General features: G+C 72.0%; 16 protein-coding genes and 1 pseudogene. 8 read left to right on the top strand and 9 right to left on the bottom strand.

From position 1 onward, the window contains the following. A pseudogene (locus CKO43_RS12920) lies at positions 1 to 373 on the top strand (hypothetical protein); the annotation flags it as partial. Between the two features lie 15 nt (positions 374 to 388). Here the strand turns inward: CKO43_RS12920 and CKO43_RS12915 are convergent. From CKO43_RS12915 to CKO43_RS12885, 7 genes are all read right to left on the bottom strand, one after another. Further along, complete coding sequence (locus CKO43_RS12915; protein ID WP_200228407.1) at positions 389 to 1,666, bottom strand: hypothetical protein; 1,278 nt, start codon at positions 1,664 to 1,666, stop codon at positions 389 to 391. Between the two features lie 140 nt (positions 1,667 to 1,806). Further along, a complete protein-coding gene (locus CKO43_RS12910) occupies positions 1,807 to 2,091 on the bottom strand; it encodes a type II toxin-antitoxin system HicA family toxin (protein WP_200378883.1) in 285 nt (94 codons plus the stop codon). Positions 2,092 to 2,263: 172 nt separating this feature from the next. Then, positions 2,264 to 3,082, bottom strand: a complete 819-nt coding sequence (locus CKO43_RS12905) for a (R)-mandelonitrile lyase (RefSeq protein ID WP_200228405.1) — start codon at positions 3,080 to 3,082, stop codon at positions 2,264 to 2,266. A gap of 49 nt (positions 3,083 to 3,131) precedes the next feature. Beyond that, on the bottom strand, positions 3,132 to 3,920 hold the full coding sequence (locus CKO43_RS12900; protein ID WP_200378882.1) for an NAD(P)H-binding protein: 789 nt from the start codon (positions 3,918 to 3,920) through the stop codon (positions 3,132 to 3,134). Continuing rightward, a complete protein-coding gene (locus CKO43_RS12895) occupies positions 3,917 to 4,984 on the bottom strand; it encodes an NAD(P)-dependent alcohol dehydrogenase (RefSeq protein ID WP_200378881.1) in 1,068 nt (355 codons plus the stop codon). The genes CKO43_RS12900 and CKO43_RS12895 overlap by 4 nt, the downstream gene beginning before the upstream one ends. Before the next feature lie 30 nt (positions 4,985 to 5,014). Continuing rightward, positions 5,015 to 5,998, bottom strand: a complete 984-nt coding sequence (locus tag CKO43_RS12890) for an aldo/keto reductase (RefSeq protein ID WP_200378880.1) — start codon at positions 5,996 to 5,998, stop codon at positions 5,015 to 5,017. A 31-nt stretch (positions 5,999 to 6,029) separates the two neighbouring features. Beyond that, entirely contained in the window at positions 6,030 to 6,776 is a 747-nt protein-coding gene (locus tag CKO43_RS12885) for an SDR family oxidoreductase (protein WP_200228401.1), read from the bottom strand. Between the two features lie 122 nt (positions 6,777 to 6,898). Here CKO43_RS12885 and CKO43_RS12880 point away from each other — a divergent pair, with 122 nt between their 5' ends. Then, the gene (locus CKO43_RS12880; RefSeq protein WP_200378879.1) at positions 6,899 to 7,873 is read left to right on the top strand and encodes a LysR family transcriptional regulator; all 975 of its coding nucleotides are present in this window, start codon (positions 6,899 to 6,901) and stop codon (positions 7,871 to 7,873) included. A gap of 8 nt (positions 7,874 to 7,881) precedes the next feature. On the opposite strand, the gene CKO43_RS12875 is transcribed toward CKO43_RS12880, so the two are convergent. Further along, complete coding sequence (locus tag CKO43_RS12875) at positions 7,882 to 9,105, bottom strand: multidrug effflux MFS transporter (RefSeq protein WP_346728251.1); 1,224 nt, start codon at positions 9,103 to 9,105, stop codon at positions 7,882 to 7,884. Between the two features lie 102 nt (positions 9,106 to 9,207). Then, positions 9,208 to 10,233 (bottom strand): NAD(P)-dependent alcohol dehydrogenase, encoded by a 1,026-nt coding sequence (locus CKO43_RS12870; protein ID WP_200378887.1) that lies wholly within the window; start codon positions 10,231 to 10,233, stop codon positions 9,208 to 9,210. 676 nt (positions 10,234 to 10,909) lie between these two features. Here CKO43_RS12870 and kdpF point away from each other — a divergent pair. The 6 genes from kdpF to kdpE all read left to right on the top strand — a co-directional run bounded on the left by kdpF (position 10,910) and on the right by kdpE (position 18,927). Next, positions 10,910 to 11,002, top strand: coding sequence for a K(+)-transporting ATPase subunit F (kdpF, locus tag CKO43_RS12865; protein ID WP_200228399.1), 93 nt, complete (start codon positions 10,910 to 10,912; stop codon positions 11,000 to 11,002). Next, positions 10,999 to 12,792 (top strand): potassium-transporting ATPase subunit KdpA, encoded by a 1,794-nt coding sequence (kdpA, locus tag CKO43_RS12860; RefSeq protein WP_200378878.1) that lies wholly within the window; start codon positions 10,999 to 11,001, stop codon positions 12,790 to 12,792. The genes kdpF and kdpA overlap by 4 nt, the downstream gene beginning before the upstream one ends. Before the next feature lie 8 nt (positions 12,793 to 12,800). Further along, a complete protein-coding gene (gene kdpB, locus CKO43_RS12855) occupies positions 12,801 to 14,861 on the top strand; it encodes a potassium-transporting ATPase subunit KdpB (protein WP_200378877.1) in 2,061 nt (686 codons plus the stop codon). Between the two features lie 7 nt (positions 14,862 to 14,868). Next, positions 14,869 to 15,444: a potassium-transporting ATPase subunit KdpC gene (kdpC, locus tag CKO43_RS12850; RefSeq protein WP_200378876.1), complete on the top strand. Its 576-nt coding sequence runs from the start codon at positions 14,869 to 14,871 to the stop codon at positions 15,442 to 15,444. Between the two features lie 112 nt (positions 15,445 to 15,556). Next, on the top strand, positions 15,557 to 18,238 hold the full coding sequence (locus tag CKO43_RS12845; RefSeq protein ID WP_200378875.1) for a DUF4118 domain-containing protein: 2,682 nt from the start codon (positions 15,557 to 15,559) through the stop codon (positions 18,236 to 18,238). Beyond that, a complete protein-coding gene (kdpE, locus tag CKO43_RS12840) occupies positions 18,235 to 18,927 on the top strand; it encodes a two-component system response regulator KdpE (protein WP_200228394.1) in 693 nt (230 codons plus the stop codon). Before CKO43_RS12845 ends, kdpE begins: the two co-directional genes overlap by 4 nt. Positions 18,928 to 18,929: the final 2 nt, after the last annotated feature.

Genomic DNA, 18,929 nt, shown 5'->3' with positions numbered 1-18,929 from the left:
GCCGACGGCGGCGGCGCCCGCAGGCAGCGGCGAGCTGCGGCCGCTGCACGAACGGCTGGCGGCAGCCGAGGGCCTGGACGTCGAGCTGGCGCTGCGCAACGTCGGCGGCCGGCCACCGGTGCTGCGCCGCGTGCTCGAGACCTTCGTCCAGAAGTACCGCGACGGCCCCGGCGTGCTCGACGGCCGCAGCGCCCATTCGCTGCGCGGCGCCTGCGCGACCGTCGGTGCGACGCGGCTGCAGGCGGCGCTGGTCGACTACGAGAACGGCATCGCCGCCGGCGCCGACGCCGCCGCGCTGCGGCACCGGGCCGATCGCATCGTGGCCGAGCTGCAGGCGCTGACGGCCTTGCTGAAGGCCGAGCTGGCGCGCTGAGGCGCGGCGCCGGCGCTACTGCTTTTCTTCCGGCGGGCAGGACGAGGCCGCGCGCCGCACCGCCACCGGGAGCAGATCGCCGCCGGGCAGGATCCGGCTGACGATCAGGCGGCAGAAAGCGCGGCCGACGTCCATGCGCGCCTCGTAGTCGGCGCCCGCCTCGGGGACAAAGCTCGCGTGGATGGTGGCGCAGCTCGCACCCGTGGCCGCGCTGCCGAAGCCGTAGTCCACCGTTACCGGTGCCCAGGCCGTGACCTCGCGCTCGAAGAAATAGGCCTTGGAGCCCGCCCGGCTGCGGTCCGACAGATGGCGCGTGGTCTCGGTTTCCGGCATGCCGATGCTGGTGCTGGACGCCACGTGCAGGGTCGACGCCAGCGCGTTCCAGAAGCCGCCGCCCGCCGCCTTCGTGCTGCCGCGGGAGGAACAGGCGGCCTCGTCCGTGAGGCCACCCTCCAGCCCGTTCTGCTGGAACAGCCGGATGCGCGCTTTCGTGTTGCCGAAGGGCGTGCCCTCGGGGGCGGAAGCCGCCGCCTCGGCGCTGGCGGCCTGCGGCGGCGCGGCGAGCAGGCCCTGCGCCTGGAGTGCCGTTTCCGCCGCGCTCGGCGCCGGCGGCGTCAGCAGCTGATCCAGCTGCCGGCGGCCTTCTTCGTCGCCCTCGGCGGCGCTCAGCACCGGGCCGCAGACGGCACGCACTTCGGCGGCGACGTCGGCGTCGCGCGCAACCGCCTCGTTCGACCACACCCCCGGCTTGTTGAACTCCAGATCGGCGCCGTAGGGGTCGCCGCGCGTGTCCAGCGACACGAAGTACAGCGAGCCGGCCTCGACCACCTTGGCCGCGGCGCACTGGACGAAGCGGCGCTGCGCCGTCGAGAACATGTGCCGCGGCGACGCGCCGTTGATCGGCTGCACGTGCGTCAGGCTCCAGTAGACCTGCCAGGCACGCGGCCCCGACGGCGCGCTGCGGTCCGGGTCGAAAGACATCGCCTTCAGCGCCGCGGCCGGAATCGGGTGCCCGGCCGAGACGAAGCGGCGCAGCAGGCGGCTGCGGTCGGTGCTCGGCGCCACCGGCACCTCGATCACCTCCAGCGGCTGCGCGGCCTTCCAGGCCCGGGTCACGTTGTCGACCATCGGGCCGCCGAAGAACGAACGCCCGTTGGGCTCGTCCAGGGCGCGCAGCATCTGGCCGTACTCGGACGTGTCGTACGCGGCGCCTTGTGCGCTCCAGGCCGTCGCGGCCAGCAGCACCCCGCCGCCGGCACGCAGACACCGGCGTGCAATCTCGATCCCCTTCATGGCTCTGACGGGCCTCCCTGCCCTCTCGTGACGTCGAAGCCGGGCACGCTAGCGGCGCGCGTGCCGGCGCTCCATCGGCCAGAGGGAGGAGGCTGCGCCCGCGCACGGGCGTTTCGTGAAGGATTTGGTACCGGGCGGCCTCAGCCGGCCGCGTCGCCCGTGCCCTCGAACGCCGCCGGCGTCACCCCGGCGCGTCCGAGGAAGGCGCGCACGTGCAGCACCGACTGGCTGTCGACCTCGTCGCCGTGCGGGCGGTGCAGGATGTCCTCGGCGCGGTTGAGCGTCACGCGCAGCCGCGCGCCCGAGATCGGCTCGATGCTGGTGCCGACGTGCCGCAGCAGCGCCTCGACGTCGCGCCAGTGCAGGTTGTGCGGCGGCGGGTCGTGGAACAGCGCGCGGATCAGGGTGGTGTGGTGCCGACTCATGCGCTGCTCCGGTGGCTGGCCTGGGGCGAGCGTACCCGATGGTGCGCGTGGACGTCGGCGGCCGTGTCGACAGGCGACACAGACCGCAAGACCTGCTGCGGCGAGCGATCGCCGCGAGGCGCCCGCGATCTCCTACTCGAGGTCGCGCCAAGCTGCCATCGAGACGGATCGCTCAGGGCTGGACAGCCGGCACGCCGAACACCTCGCGCGCCACGCCGATGGCCGTCACCGCGCTGGGCCAGCCGGCGTAGAAACCGAGCTGCGTGATGGCCTCGATCAGTTCGGCGTCCGACAGGCCGTTGCGGCGCGCCAGCGTCAGGTGGCCACGCAGCTGCTCGGCCCGGTTCATCGCGATCAAGGCGCTGACCGTGATCAGGCTGCGGTCGCGCGGCGACAGGCCGGGGCGCGCCCAGACGTCGCCGAACAACACCTCGTCGGTCAGCTGGGCGAACTTGGGCGCGATGTCGCCGAACAGCTGCCGGCCCTGCCCGGCCGGCGCCACGGTGGCGGCCTTCTCGGACGGCACGAGGTACTGGGCGTCGCTGACGTGTTCCAGCCACGTGGCGGCCTTGCCGTCCTGCATCTCGGTGATGGCGATGTGCGTCATCGCGCTGTCGGGCGCGGCGCCATGCCAGTGTTTGACCTGCGGCGCGATGTGCACGACGTCGCCGACGCGGATCTCCTCCATCGGCCCGCCCCAGCGCTGCACGCGGCCGACGCCGGCCGTCACGACCAGCGTCTGGCCCAGCGGGTGGCTGTGCCAGGCGGTGCGGGCGCCGGGCGCAAAGCTCACGCTGCCGGCCGACGCGCGCTCGGCACCGGCAGGCGTCTGCAGCATCTCCACCTGGACGGTGCCGGTGAAGTTCTCGGCCGGCGCGGTGTAGACGGGGCGCGTGCCGGCGCGTCGGATCTGCAGCTCGGGTTCGGCAGCGCCGGCCGTGTCCAGCATGGACAGCGTCAAGGCCGCGGCGGTGGCAGCAAGCAGTTTCATGGTGGACTCCTGTATCTGATGGGGTGGCCGAGGCACTGGCGGCCAGGTGTCAGCGGGCGGCCAGCCGCTCCAGGTCCGCGCGCACGCGCGCCGGCTCCTGGTCCAAGGGCATGTTGGGTGCGTCGCGCACGGCGTCCAGCGCGCCCGGGGTGTCCGCATCCAGCGCGGCGAACAAGCTGTCGAAGTCGTTGGTCGCCGCGCCGCGTTCGGCCACCAGTTCGAAGGTCTTGCCCAGGGCGGCGTCCGCGCCCAGGCTGCGCACCAGCAGCTCGGCGATCTGGCGGCGCGATACGACGCCATCGCTGGAGTTGCCGGCGTGGCGGGTGTCGCCCTGCAGCAGGACCAGCCGTTGCTGGTCGGCCGCGTTGTAGTCGAACCAGCCCGGCCGCACGACCGTGTACGGCAGGCCGCTGGCGCGCACCAGGCGCTCGCCGCGGCGCTTCCAGTCGTGGCCCTCGGTGGCGCGGTTGAAGTGGCCCAGCCGGTCGGTGACGCCGATGGCGGTCATCAGGGCGACGCGTACCGCACGCCCGTTCAGCGCCGTCAGCACGTTGCGCACGCCGCCGTAGTCGACATGCTCGGCGCCGGCCTTGCCGCCGGCGCTCGAGCCGTGGGTGAACACGATGGCCTGGATGCCGTCGACGGCGGCGGCCAGCGTCTCGGCGCGGGTGAGTTCGCCGACGACGCGCTCGGCCTGCGCCGGCAATGCGCCGGCGCGGCCCGCATCGCGCACCAGCACGCGCACCGCGTGGCCCTGGCGCAGCGCCTCGGCGACGACCAGACGGCCTATGCTGCCGGTAGCGCCGACGACGAGGACCTTCATTGGTCCAACGCTCACACCGTCGCCTCTTGCTTCAGCGACGCCATGTCGATCACGAAGCGGTACTTCACGTCGCTCCTGAGCAGGCGCTCGTAGGCTTCGTTGATGTCCTGGATGGCGATGGTCTCGGTGTCCGAGGTGATGCCGTGCAGGCCGCAGAAGTCCAGCATCTCCTGGGTCTCGGCGATGCCGCCGATCAGCGAGCCCGCCACCGCCTTGCGGCCCAGCACCAGCGGCGCGGAGTTCAGCGCCGGGTCCAGCGGCCCCAGGTAGCCCACCAGCACCAGCGTGCCGCCGGTGGCCAGCGTGGGCAGGTAGGGGTTCAGGTCGTGCACATAGGGCACGGTATCGATGATCAGGTCGAAGCGGCCGGCCACGCCGTCCAGCTGCGTCTCATCGGTGGACAGCACGACGCGGTGGGCGCCCAGCCGGCGCGCGTCGGCCTCCTTGCCCGGCGAGCGCGTGAACAGCGTCACCTCGGCGCCCATCGCCCGCGCCAGCTTCAGCGCCATGTGGCCCAGGCCGCCGAGGCCGACCACCGCGACCTTGCTGCCGGGCCCGACCTTCCAGTGGCGCAGCGGCGAGTAGGTGGTGATGCCCGCGCACAGCAGCGGCGCCGTGCCCGCCAGGTCCAGCTTGTCGGGCAGCTTCAGCACGAAGGCGTCGCTGACGATGATCTTCTCCGAGTAGCCGCCTTGCGTCGGCCGGCCGTCGAGGCGGTCGACGCTGTTGTAGGTGTCGACGCGGCCGCTCTCGCAGTACTGCTCCCAGCCCTTGCCGCAGGCGCTGCACTGCCGGCACGAATCGACCAGGCAGCCGACGCCGACGCGGTCGCCGGTCTTGAAGCGCGTGACCTCGGCGCCGACCTCGACGACGCGACCGACGATCTCGTGGCCCGGCACCAGCGGGTAAGTGGCATTGCCCCAGTCGTTGCGCACGCTGTGCAGGTCGGAATGGCAGACGCCGCAGTAGAGGATCTCGATGACGACGTCGTCGGCGCGCGGGCTGCGGCGGTCGAGCTTGAACAGGCCCAGCGGGCTGGTGGGCGAATGGGCGGCGTAGGCGCGCACAGCAGTGGTCATGGCGTGAGGTTCCAGCAAAGGGTGCGTGGTTCAGCGGCCGACACGAGCGGCCAGGTGCGCGGGGTAGCGCGCACCTTCGACCGGATGGGCGGTCAGTGCGTCCTGGATCTGGCGCAGGTCCTGCGCGCTCAGCACCACGTCGGCCGCGGCCAGGTTCTCGTCCAGGCGGTTCAGCTTGGTGGTGCCGGGAATCGGCACGATCCAGGGCTTCTGTGCCAGCAGCCAGGCCAGCGCGATCTGTGCCGGCGTGGCCTTCTTGGCGCCGGCGATGGCCGTCAGGGCGTCGACCAGCGCCTGGTTCGCCTCGCGCGCCTCGGGCGTGAAACGCGGCACGACGTTGCGGAAGTCGTCCTTGGCAAAGGTGGTGTTGGCGTCGACCTTGCCGGTGAGGAAACCCTTGCCCAGCGGGCTGAACGGCACGAAGCCGATGCCCAGCTCTTCGAGCAGCGGCAGGATTTCACCCTCGGGCTCGCGCCACCACAACGAATACTCGCTTTGCAGCGCCGCCACCGGCTGCACCGCATGGGCGCGGCGGATCGACTGCGCGCCGGCTTCGGACAGGCCGAAGTGCAGCACCTTGCCCTCGGCGATCAAGTCCTTCACCGTGCCGGCGACGTCTTCCATCGGCACCGCGGTGTCCACGCGGTGCTGGTAGAACAGGTCGATGCGGTCGGTCTTCAGGCGCTTGAGCGCGGCGTCGGCGACGGCGCGGATGGTCTCGGGCCGGCTGTCCTGGCCCTTGGCGGTCTCGCCGTCCTTGAAGCCGAACTTGGTGGCGATCACCACCTGGTCGCGCACCGGCGCCAGCGCCTCGCCGACGATGTCTTCGTTGGTGAACGGGCCGTAGGCTTCGGCGGTGTCGAAGAAGGTCACGCCGCGTTCGACCGCGCCGCGGATCAACGCGATCGCGTCCTGCCGGCTCAGCGCCGGGCCGTAGGCGAAGTTCAGTCCCATGCAGCCCAGGCCGATGGCCGAGACCTGCAGGCCGCTGTTGCCGAGGGTTCTCTTTTGCATCTTGATTCCTTGAAGTCGATTCGGCGCGTGGTCAATAGACCTGGCGCGTGGGCCGGAACAGGATCTCGTTGACGTCCATGTCCTCGGGCTGGCCGATCGCGAACTCGACGCAGCGCGCGAACGAGTCGGCCGAGATCGCGTTGGCGTCGTAGAACTCGTACAGGCCCTGGGCGATGTCGGCTTCGGTGGCGCTGCCCGGCAGCTCGGTGGCGACGGCGCCCGGCGAGATGATGGTGCTGCGGATGTTCCAGGGCTTGACCTCCTGGCGCAGCCCTTCGGACAGCGCGCGCACCGCGTACTTGGTGGCGCTGTAGACGGCGCCGTTGGCGCCGACCTTGTGGCCGGCCACCGAAGAGACGTTGATGATGTGACCTGACTTCTGGCGCTGCATGTGCGGCAGCGCGGCGGCGATGCCGAAGAGCACGCCCTTCAGGTTGACGTCGACCATGCGTTCCCAGTCGTCGACCTTCAGCCGCTCCAGCGGCGAATGCGGCATCAGCCCGGCGTTGTTGATCAGCACGTCGACGCGGCCGAAGGTCGACACCGCGCTGTCGACGAGGTTCGCCACCTGGGCACGGTCGGTCACGTCGGTGGCCACAGCCATGGCCTGGCCGCCCTGGCGCACCAGATCTTCGACCAGCGAGCGCAGGCGCTCGATGCGGCGCGCGCCCAGCACGACGCGGGCGCCGCGCGCGGCCAGCAGCCGGGCGGTGGCTTCGCCCAGGCCGCTGCTGGCGCCGGTGATGACGACGACCTTGCCTTGGATGCTCTGGCTCATGACGATCTCCTGGGGTTGGACGAGAGTGACTGTAGGCCGCTCGCTGTCAATCAACTAGCCGTTAGCAGCTTGCACCAGAAGCAAGCTGCAATTGATAATCAAACGACACACCAGGGGCCGCCATGGCGATGAACGAGTTGCGTGCGATCGAGATGTTTGCCAAGGCCGTCGAGCTCGGCAGCCTGCGCCGCGCCGCCGCGGCGCAGGGCGTCAGCCCGCAGGCGGCGAGCCAGGCGCTGGCACAGCTGGAGCAGCGCCTGGGTGCGCGGCTGCTGCACCGCACGACACGCAACATCGCGCTCACCGACGAAGGCCAGCAGTTCCTGGAAGCCACCCAGCCGGCGCTCGCGGCGCTGGAGCGTGCGATGCAGCGCGTGCGCGCGGCCAAGGACGAGGTCGCGGGGCCGCTGCGCATCGTCGCGCCGAAGTCCTCCTTCCTGCCGGTGATCTGGCCCGTGATCGACGCCTTCTGCCGCCAGCACGGCGAGGTGCAGCCCGAGGTGCAGCTGGACGACCGCATCGGCAACTGGGTTCAGGACCGCGCCGACGTCGGGTTTCGCATCGGCGCGCCGCCCGAGGACGGGCTGATCGCGCGCCGGCTGTTCACGGTGCAGCTCATCGTCTGCGCCGCGCCCGCCTACCTGGCCGCGCACGGCGCGCCGGGCTCGCTGGACGAACTGGCCTCGCACCGCTGCAGCATGTTCCGCCATCCGGGAACCGGGCGCGTGCTGCCGTGGTACTTCAAGGTCGGCACCGAAGTCGTCAGCCGCGACCTGCCGCCAGCGCTGTCGACCAACGACACCGAGCTGGAATGCGAGGCCGTGCTCTCCGGGCACGTCATCGGCTCCTTGTCCAACCTGTCGGCCGCCGCGCACATTCGCGCCGGGCGGCTGGTGCCGCTGCTGACGCAGCACGTGACCGACCACCTGAGCGTGCACGTGTACTACGGCAGCCGCTCGGCGCAGCCGCTGCGGGTGCGCGCCTTCATCGATCTGGCGGTCGAGCGCCTGGCCGACTCCGCGGCCTACGAGCTGAGCGCCAGGGAACTGGTCACGGCCGAAGCCAGGGGGCGCAAGACGCTGCGGCAGAAGGGCTGACCTGCGGCTCAGCGCGCCGGCACGGGCGCCACGCCAGCGCGCGACCCCACCAGCCACGCCGCCGACAGCGCGCTGGCGATGCCGAACACGGCGATGACCCAGCCCATCGGTGCCGCCGTTCCGTCCGCCAGCAAGCCGACGGCTGCCGAGCCCAGGATGCCCGTTCCGTACTGGGTGGCACCGACCAGCGCCGAGACCGCACCGGCGGCCGCCGGCTCGTCGTCGAGTGCGCCGGTGATCGCATTGGCGACGATGAAGCCGGTGCACGAGACGAAGAAGAACAGCGCCAGCAGCAGGCCGGTCAGCCCGCCCCAGCCGGTGCCTGCGGCGAGGGCAGCGGCCACGCCGGCCAGGGCCGCGCCGACGGCGCCGGCGCGCATCAGGCGGTCGCCCCCGAAGCGGCCGACCAGCCGCGCATTCAGCAGGTTGGCGCCCATGATGCCGACGATGCCCAGGCCGAAGAGCAGCCCGTAGTGCTGCGGGCTGACGTGGTGGACCTCGATGTACGCGAACGGCGTCCCAGCCACGTAGGCATACATGCCGCCGTAGAAGAAACCGCCGACGCCCAGGTAGCCCAGCAGCCGGGGCTGCCCGAGCAGCGCGCCGTAGCGGGCGAGCGCGCGCCGCAGCGGCTCCCGCGTGCGCCGCTGCGCGGGCAAGGTCTCGGGCAGCGTCCAGAGTGCCGCGAGCGTGAGCACGCCGATCCCCGCCAGCGTCCAGAAGATGGCCCGCCACGAGCCGAACGCCAGGATCCAGCCGCCGGCGCTGGGGCCGATCAGCGGCGCGATCGCCATCACGGTCATCAGCGTCGACATCATCCTGGCCGCCGGCGCGCCCGAGTACAGGTCACGCACCATCGCGCGCGCCAGCACCACGCTGACGCAGGCGCCCGCGGCCTGCAGCACGCGCCAGGCCACCAGCGCCGGCGCGCTGTCGGCCAGCGCGCACCCGGCGGAGCCGACGATGAACAGCAGCAGCCCCAGCGTGACGGGCAGGCGCCGCCCGTACCGATCGGAGATCGGGCCCCACAGGAGTTGCCCGAGGCTGAAGCCGATCAGGAAGCCCGAGACCGTCAGATCAAGAGTGCCAGGGCTGGCGCCGAGCGCGGCGCGCATCGCCGGCATCGCCGGCAGGTACAGGTCGGTCGAGATCGACGCGAAGCCCATCAGCAGGCTGAGCACCGCCAGTGTCCAGAGCTGGCGGGCGGGGGTGGGCGGCAGGAGTCTGGGCACGGCAGGCGCTTGTCAAGGCAGCGAAGAGCAGAACTCTAGGCTCCGCTCTATCAACCGTGAAGCCGGCAATTGCTTGCGTGACACGCAACCTGAACTTGATACTCAAGCCTTCATGTCGACGACGTAGCGATAACGCGCCTTCTTGTCGACGACCCGGTCCCAGGCAGCGCTGATCTCGTTCATCGCAATCCGGCTGGTCTCCGGGCGGATGCCGTGCAGGGCGCAGAAATCGACGAGCTCCTGCGTTTCGCGGATGCCGCCGATCTGCGAGCTGGCGTAGGAGTTGCGCGCCGCCAGCAGCGAAAACGGCCCGATCTCATAAGGCTCGGAGACCTTGCCGGCGCCCACCATGCAGAACGTGGCGTCCTGCTTGAGCAGCGTGAACAGGCGGTCGAGCTTGTGCTTGTAGGGCGCCGTGTCCAGGATGAAGTCCAGGCTGCGCTTGTGCCGGCTGAGATCGGCGCTGTCGGGGTTGACGATCACGTCCCTGGCACCGAAGCGCAGGGCATCGGCCACCTTGTCGGGCGAGGTCGTCAGCACGGTCACCTCGGCACCCATCGCCTTGGCGATCTTCACCGCCATGTGGCCCAGGCCGCCCAGCCCGACGACGCCCACCCGCTTGCCGGGCCCGACACTCCAGCGGCGCAGCGGCGAATACACCGTGATGCCCGCGCACATCAGCGGGCCGGCGTCGGCCAGATCGATGGCATCGGGGACACGGATCACGAAGTCCTCGTCGACCACGTTCAAGGTCGAGTAGCCGCCCTGGGTCAGCGTGCCGTCGCGGTCCTTGGAGCCGTAGGTGAAGGTGGCGCCGTTCTCGCAGTACTGCTCCAGGCCCACGTTGCACATCGAGCAGTGGCGGCAGGAGTTGACCATGCAGCCCACGCCGACACGGTCGCCGACCTTGAACCGGGACGCGCTGGAGCCGACGGCGACGACCACGCCCGCCAGTTCGTGGCCGGGCACGAGCGGGAACGGCTCCTGGCGCCAATGCTCGCGGCCGTGGTGGATGTCCGAGTGGCAGATGCCGCAGTAGTGGAGCTGGATCGCGACGTCCTTGGGCCCCAGCGCCCGGCGTTCGAACTTCAGCAGCCGAAGCGGCTGCGTTGCCGAATACGCCGCCATGCCCTCGACGGCGTAGGGGCCCGGCCCGATCCCGGCGCCAGCCCCTGCCCCCGGCGCGGCGGCCTGGGCAGCACGCGCCGACCGCGCCCCGAACAAACCGACGGCACCCGCGCCCATCGCGCTCGCGACGAAGAAGTCGCGCCGCCCCAGGTATCGGCCTTCGGGGATCTCGGCCGTGTCATGCGGCTGCGGGCTGTCGGCACGATCGCGTGTCATCGCTTCTCCTTCTGAAGATGGGAACGGGGCCACCTGCGGCGCTTGCCGTGCCGGCTTGGCGCCACGACGGCGTGCTCTCGGATACGGGAGGCGCCGCTCTGGTTGCGAGGCGAATCTAGGCGCGAAGCGCCAGGTCGAATAGACGCCGAGCGCTTGCGAGACCGACAAGCACAGCTTGCCAATTCCAGGCCCATTCAGGGCAGCCGGCCGCCCGGCACGGGCGCTTGCGGCATACGCGGCCACCACGCCTGCAGGAGAAGCCGGCCCCGTCTTGACGGTTTCTTGACACCCCCCGCCCGCCTCTTGCGACCGTCTTGACGCCCCGCTTCCTAGCATTTCCCCATCGTCTCTTGGAGGGTTCGATGGACCTGGTTTATCTGGCGGTCGCGGCAGCGCTCTGGCTCGCGATCTGGGGCATGAGCCTGGGCTGCGCGCGGCTGCAGCGCATGGGGGCGGCGTCATGAACGGCTGGTTCGTCGCCGGCGCGCTGCTCGCCGGCCTGCTGCTCGTCTACCTCGTCGCCGCACTGCTGCGGCCGGAGGATTTTTCATGAGCGCCGGTGCCTGGCTGCAGCTCGCGGCCTTCCTGCTGGTGCTGCTGGCCGCGGCCTGGCCGCTGGGGCATGCGATCGAGGCGGTGATGCAGGGCCGCTTCGCCTTCGGCCGGCGCATCGAGGCGCCGCTGTACCGCCTGGCCGGCGTCGACGCGCAGGCCGAACAACCCTGGCAGCGCTACACGCTCGGCCTGCTGGTCTTCAACGGCCTGGGCTTGCTGGCGGTCTATGCGCTGCAGCGGCTGCAGGGCCTGCTGCCGCTGAACCCGCAGGGACTGGCGGCGCTCACGCCCGACTCGGCGCTGAACACCGCCGTCAGCTTCGTCACCAACACCAACTGGCAGGGCTACGGCGGCGAATCCACGATGAGCTACGGGACGCAGATGCTGGGGCTGGCGGTGCAGAACTTCCTGTCGGCCGCCACCGGCATCGCCGTCGTCGTCGCGCTCGTGCGCGGCTTCGCGCGCCGCAGCGCCGCCACCGTGGGCAACGTCTGGGTCGACCTGACACGCGCCACGCTCTGGCTGCTGCTGCCGCTGGCTTTCGTCGCCTCGATCTTCTTCGTCTCGCAGGGCGTGGTGCAGACGCTGTCGCCCTACGCCAGCGTCGAGACGGTGGAGCCGGTGTCGTGGCAGCAGCCGCGCCTGGACTCTGCCGGCCAGCCGCTGCTGGACGTTCAGGGCCAACCGCTCACCGAGACCGCCAGCACGCGCACGCAGACGCTGGCGCTGGGCCCGGTGGCCTCGCAGCTGGCGATCAAGATGCTGGGCACCAACGGCGGCGGCTTCTTCAACGCCAACTCGGCGCACCCGTTCGAGAACCCGACGCCGCTGGCCAACTTCGTGCAGATGCTGTGCATCTTCCTGATCCCGGCGGCGCTGTGTTTCGCCTTCGGCCGCATCGTCGGCGACCGGCGCCAGGGCTGGGCGCTGCTGGCGGCGATGACGCTGCTGTTCGTCGCCGCGGTCGTGGCCGTCACCGCGGCCGAACAGGCCGGCAACCCGGTGCTGGCGCGCCTGGGTGTCGACCAGGCGGCCTCGGTGCTGCAGGCCGGCGGCAGCATGGAAGGCAAGGAAGTGCGTTTCGGCGTCGCCGCCAGCGCGCTGTTCGCCGCCGTCACCACCGCCGCCAGTTGCGGCGCGGTGAACGCGATGCACGACAGCCTGATGCCGCTGGGCGGCGCGGTGCCGCTGGTGCTGATGCAGCTGGGCGAGGTCGTCTTCGGCGGCGTCGGCTCGGGGCTCTACGGCATGCTGGTCTTCGCCGTGCTGGCGGTGTTCATCGCCGGGCTGATGATCGGCCGCACGCCCGAGTACCTGGGCAAGAAGATCGAGGCGCACGAGATGAAGATGGTGTCGCTGGCGATCCTCGTGCCGCCGCTGCTGGTGCTGGGCGGCACGGCGCTGGCGGTGGCCACCGGCGCTGGCCGCGCCGGCATCCTGAACCCCGGCGCGCACGGCTTCAGCGAGGTGCTGTACGCGCTGAGCTCGGCCGCCAACAACAACGGCAGCGCCTTCGCCGGGCTGTCGGCCAACACGCCCTTCTACAACCTGCTGCTGGCTGTGGCGATGTGGCTGGGCCGCTTCGGCGTCATCGTGCCGGTGCTGGCGCTGGCCGGCTCGCTGGCAGCCAAGAAACGCATCGCCGCCACCCGCGGCACGCTGCCGACGCACGGCCCGCTGTTCGTCGTGCTGCTGCTCGGCGCGGTGCTGCTGGTCGGCCTGCTGAATTACGTGCCTGCACTCGCGCTCGGCCCCGTCGTCGAGCACCTGACGCTGCAGGCGCAATGAGAGCCCTCATGACCCGCAACACCCTGCCCCTGTTCGACCCCGCGCTGCTGCGCCCGGCGCTGCTGGACGCGCTGCGCAAGCTGCACCCGCGCGCCCAGTGGCGCAACCCGGTGATGTTCGTCGTCTACGTCGGCAGCGCCTTCACGACGGCGCTGGCGGCCGCTGACCCGGGGCTGTTCACCATCGCCGTCGCCGCCTGGCTGTGGTTCACGGTGCTGTTCGCCAACCTGGCCGAGGCGCTGGCCGAAGGCCGCAGCAAGGCCCAGGCGGCGGCGCTGCGCGGGCTGAAGAAGAAGACCTGGGCGAAGAAGCTCGAGCCCGGCCAGGACCTCGGCGCCCGCGAGGCGCTGCGCTGGCACCCGATCGAAGCCGACGCGCTGCGCCGCGGCGACGTCGTGCTGATCGAGGCCGGCGACACCGTGCCCGCCGACGGCGAGGTGCAGGCCGGCGTCGCCTCGGTCGACGAGAGCGCGATCACCGGCGAGTCGGCACCCGTGATCCGCGAGTCCGGCGGCGACTTCTCGGCCGTCACCGGCGGCACGCGCGTGCTCTCCGACTGGGTCGTGGTGCGTGTCGCCGTCGACCCGGGCGAGACCTTCGTCGACCGCATGATCGCGATGGTCGAAGGTGCGCGCCGGCGCAAGACGCCCAACGAGATCGCGCTCACCATCCTGCTGGTGGCGCTGACGCTGGTCTTCCTGGGTGTCGTCGTCACGCTGCTGCCGTTCTCGCAGTTCGCGGTGGCGGCGGCCGGCGGCGGCGAGCCGGTCGGGCTGCTGGTGCTGGTGGCGCTGCTGGTGTGCCTGATCCCGACGACGATCGCCGGGCTGCTGTCGGCCATCGGCGTCGCCGGCATGAGCCGGCTGCTGCGCGCCAACGTCATCGCCACCTCGGGCCGTGCGGTCGAGGCCGCCGGCGACGTCGACGTGCTGCTGCTGGACAAGACCGGCACGATCACGCTGGGCAACCGCCAGGCGGCGGCCTTCCTGCCCGCGCCCGGCGTCAGCGAGGCGCAGCTGGCCGACGCGGCGCAGCTGGCGTCGCTGGCCGACGAGACGCCAGAGGGCCGCAGCATCGTCGTGCTGGCCAAGCAGCACGGGTTGCGCGAACGCGAGGTGGCGGCACTCGGCGCGAGCTTCGTGCACTTCTCGGCGCAGACGCGCATGAGCGGCGCCGACCTGCCCGGCGGCCGCACGCTGCGCAAAGGCGCCGCCGACGCCGTGCGCCGCCACGTGCAGGCACTCGGCGGCCAGTTCCCGGCCGAGCTGCAGCAGGCCGTCGACGAGGTCGCGCGCCGCGGCAGCACGCCGCTGGTGGTGGCCGACGGCGCGCGTGCGCTCGGCGTCGTCGAGCTGAAGGACGTGGTCAAGGGCGGCATCAAGGAGCGTTTCGCCGAGCTGCGCGCGATGGGCATCCAGACGGTGATGGTCACCGGCGACAACCGGCTGACGGCCGCGGCCATCGCCGCCGAAGCCGGCGTCGACGACTTCCTGGCCGAAGCCACGCCCGAGGCCAAGCTGGCGCTGATCCGCGAGCACCAGGCCGCCGGCCGGCTGGTGGCGATGACCGGCGACGGCACCAACGACGCCCCGGCGCTGGCCCAGGCCGACGTCGCGGTGGCGATGAACACCGGCACCCAGGCCGCCAAGGAGGCCGGCAACATGGTCGACCTCGACAGCAACCCGACCAAGCTGATCGAGATCGTCGAGACCGGCAAGCAGCTCCTGATGACACGCGGCGCGCTGACCACTTTCAGCGTCGCCAACGACGTCGCCAAGTACTTCGCGATCGTGCCGGCGGCCTTCGTCGCCACCTACCCGCAGCTCGCGGCGCTGAACGTGATGCACCTCGCCAGCCCGGCGTCGGCGGTGCTGTCGGCGGTGATCTTCAACGCCCTCGTCATCGTCGCGCTGATCCCGCTGGCGCTGCGCGGCGTGGGCTACCGCGCCGTCGGCGCGGCCGCACTGCTGCGCCGCAACCTGGCCGTCTACGGCCTGGGCGGCGTCATCGTGCCCTTCGTCGGCATCAAGGCGATCGACCTGCTGATCGCCGCCACCGGACTGCTTTGAGGCCTACATGAACTCCATCCTGCGTCCCGCGCTCGTGCTCTTCGCCGCGCTCTCGCTGCTGACCGGCCTGGCCTACCCGCTGCTGGTGACCGGCGTCGCCCGCGTCGCCCTGCCCTGGCAGGCCGAAGGCAGCGTCATCGAACACCAGGGCCGCGCCGTCGGCTCGGCGCTGATCGGCCAGGCCTTCGCCGACCCCGGCCACTTCTGGAGCCGGCCGTCGGCCACCGCGCCCATGCCCTACAACGCCGCCAACTCGGCCGGCTCCAACCTCGGGCCGTCCAACCCGGCGCTGGCCGACGCGGTGCGCGAGCGCGTCGCCGCGCTGCGTGCCGCCGACCCGGGCAACACCGCGCCGGTGCCGGTCGACCTGGTCACGGCCTCGGCCAGCGGCCTGGACCCGCACATCAGCCGCGCCGCCGCCGACTACCAGCTGGCCCGCGTGGCGCGTGTGCGCGGCGTGCCGGAGGCCGAGCTGCGTGCGCTGGTCGAGCGCCACAGCGAAGGCCAGCTCTTCGGCTTCCTCGGCGAGCCGCGCGTCAACGTGCTGCAGCTGAACCTGGCGCTGGACGCGCTGCGGCCGTGAACGAGCTGCTGCAGGCGCTGGCGGCGGTCGTCGTTGTGGTGCTCGTGCCGCTGGCCGCCGCCAACTGGTGGCTGCGCCGCGCCGACCGCCGCCATGGGAAGATGCCGCGCCGATGAACGAGCCCGAACGTCCCGACCCCGACGCGCTGCTGCAGCGCGTGCAGCACGAAGCGGCGCGCGCGGCGCGCGGCCGGCTGAAGATCTACTTCGGCGCCTCGGCCGGCGTCGGCAAGACCTGGGCGATGCTGGCCGCGGCGCGCGACGCGCTGGCGCAGGGGCGGCCGCTGGTCGTCGGCCTGGTCGAGACCCACGGCCGCAGCGAGACCGAGGCCATGGCGCAAGGCCTGCCGCGGCTGGCGCTGCGCCGTGTGCCGCACCGCGAGCGCACGCTCGCCGAGTTCGACCTCGACGCCGCACTCGGCTTCGGCGCCGAGCGGGCGCAGGCCCTGGTGCTGGTCGACGAGCTGGCGCACAGCAACGCACCCGGCTCGCGCCACCCCAAACGCTGGCAGGACGTCGAGGAGCTGCTGGCCGCCGGCGTCGACGTCTGGACGACGATGAACGTGCAGCACCTGGAGAGCCTGAACGACATCGTCGGCGGCATCACCGGCGTGCGCGTGCGCGAGACCGTGCCCGACCGCGTGTTCGACCAGGCCGACGAGGTCGTCGTCGTCGACCTGCCGCCCGACGAGTTGCTGGCGCGGCTGAAGGCCGGCAAGGTCTACCTGGCGCAGCAGGCCGAACGTGCGGCGGCGCACTTCTTTCGCAAAGGCAACCTGCTGGCGCTGCGCGAGCTGGCGCTGCGCCGCACCGCCGACCGCGTCGACGGCGAGATGCTGGCGTACAGGCACCAGAACTCGGTGGCCGCCGTCTGGCCCAACCGCGAGGCGCTGCTGGCCGGCATCGGCGCCGGCGAACACGGCGAGAAGGTGGTGCGCAGCTGCGCCCGGCTGGCGGCACAGCTGGGCCTGCCCTGGCACGCGGTGCTGATCGAGACGCCGGCACTGCAGCGCCTGCCCGAGGCGCGCCGGCGCCAGCTGCTCAAGCTGCTGAAGCTGGCCGAGGAGCTGGGCGCCAGCGCCGCGACGCCGTCGGCGCCCGACGCCGCCGCCGGGCTGGTGCGCTACGCGCGCGAGCACAACCTGTCGCGCCTGGTGCTGGGCCGCGGCCAGCGCCGCTGGCCGTGGCAGCGCGGCACCGCCGAACGCGTCGCGGCGCTGGCCGGCGAACTCGACCTGCTGCAGGTCGGCACGACCTCGGCGATGCGCACACGCACCGCGCACGAGAGCGCGCCCGGCGCCGCCTTCGCCTGGCAGGGCTACGCCGCGGCGCTGGCCGCCTGCGCCGGCACCGCGCTGCTGGCGATGCCGCTGCACGGCGTGCTCGAGCTGACCAACATCGTGATGATCTTCCTGCTCGCGGTGGTGGGCGTGGGGCTGCGCTTCGGCCGCGGGCCGGCGGTGGCCGCGGCCTTTCTCGGCGTCGGGCTGTTCGACTTCTTCTTCGTGCAGCCGCGTTTTTCGTTCGCGGTCAGCGACGTGCAGTACCTCGTCACCTTCGGCGTGATGCTGGCGGTGGCGCTGGCGATCGGCCAGCTCACCGCCGGGCTCAAGGTGCAGGCGGCGGCGGCGATGCAGCGCGAGCACCGCGTACGCAGCCTCTACGAGATGTCGCGCGACCTGTCGGCGGCGCTGCTGCCGCTGCAGGTGGCCGAGATCGGCGCGCGTTTCCTCGCCGCCGAGTTCGGCGCCCGCTGCACGCTGCACGTCGCCGACGACGACGGCCGGCTGCAGGCGGTGCCCGGCGGCAGCGCCGAAGCCGACGAAGGTGTGCTGCAGTGGTCCTACGACCGCGGCGTCGCCGCCGGCTTCGGCACCGACACGCTGCCGGCCAGCCGCTGCCTGGTGCTGCCGCTCAAAGCCCCGATGCGCGTGCGCGGCGTGCTCGCCATCGAGCCGGCGCAGCGCGAGGCGCTGGGGCCCGACGCGATGCGGCTGCTGGAGACCTGCGCCTCGCTGCTGGCGATCTCGCTGGAGCGGCTGCACTACGTGGACGTGGCGCAGAAGAGCTCGCTGCAGATCGAGAGCGAGCGCCTGCGCAACTCGCTGCTGTCGGCGATCTCGCACGACCTGCGCACGCCGCTGGCGGCGCTGGTCGGCCTGGCCGACACGCTGGCGCTGCAGGGCAGCGGCCAGCACACGACCATCGCCGCGATCCGCGAGTCGGCGCGGCGCATGGCGGCACTCGTCGGCAACCTGCTGGACATGGCGCGGCTGCAGGCCGGCGCGGTGCGGCTGCGCCTTGCCTGGCAGCCGCTGGAAGAAGTGGTGGGCAGCGCGCTGGCCGCCAGCCACGCGGCGCTGCAGGGCCGGCCGGTGACGGTGGAGTTGGCCGATGACCTGCCGCTGCTGGCGCTGGACGCGGTGCTGTTCGAACGGGTCTTCGTCAACCTGCTGGAGAACGCGGCCAAGTACACGCCGGCCGGCAGCCGTGTCACGATCCGCGCCGCGCGCCAGAGCGAGCAGGTGCGCATAGCCGTCGAGGACGAGGGCCCGGGGCTGCCGCCGGGGCGCGAGCAAGCGCTGTTCGAGAAGTTCGAACGCGGCGAACGCGAGAGCGCGACACCCGGTGTCGGCCTGGGGCTGGCGATCACGCGCGCCATCGTGCAGGCGCACGGCGGCACGATCGTCGGCAGCAACCGCGAAGGCGGCGGCGCGCGGTTCACGATCGAGCTGCCCTGCGGCACGCCGCCGGCCGACGACGGCAGCGCCGCCGCGCAAGAGGACACGACATGAACGAGCTGCGCCAGCGGGTGCTGGTGGTCGAGGACGAAGCCGAGATCCGGCGCTTCGTGCGCCTGGCGCTGGAGAGCGCCGGCTACGAGACGCACGAAGCCGAGGGCCTGCAGCGCGGCCTGATCGAAGCCGCGACGCGCCGCCCCGACCTGCTGGTCGTCGACCTGGGCCTGCCCGACGGCGACGGTGTCGAGCTGATCCGCGAGCTGCGCAGCTGGTCGGCAGCGCCGGTGATCGTGCTGTCGGCGCGCACCGGCGAGGACGACAAGATCGCCGCGCTCGATGCCGGTGCCGACGACTACCTGGTCAAACCTTTCGGCGCCGGCGAGCTGCTGGCGCGCGTGCGCGCCCAGCTGCGCCGCCAGACGCTGCAGACACCCGACGGCGAGCCCGTCATCCGCTTCGGCGACATCTGCATCGACCTGGCACGCCGCCGGGTGCAACGCGGCGACGAAGACCTGCACCTGACGCCGATCGAATACAAGCTGCTGACCTGCCTGGCGAGCCAGCCCGACCGTGTCATCACGCACCAGCAGTTGCTGAAGGCCGTCTGGGGCCCGGGCCACGCCGAGGACACGCACTACGTGCGCGTGCACATGGCCAATCTGCGCAAGAAGGTCGAGGCCCAGCCGTCGATGCCGGCGCATCTGCTGACCGAAGCCGGCATCGGCTACCGGTTCCGGGGCTGAAG

The sequence above is a fragment of the Rubrivivax gelatinosus genome (assembly GCF_016583785.1).
GTDB classification, from domain to species: Bacteria; Pseudomonadota; Gammaproteobacteria; order Burkholderiales; family Burkholderiaceae_C; genus Rubrivivax; species Rubrivivax gelatinosus_B.
Note: the sequence above shows the minus strand (reverse complement) of the source record. Positions and strands in the feature narration are given on the sequence as shown.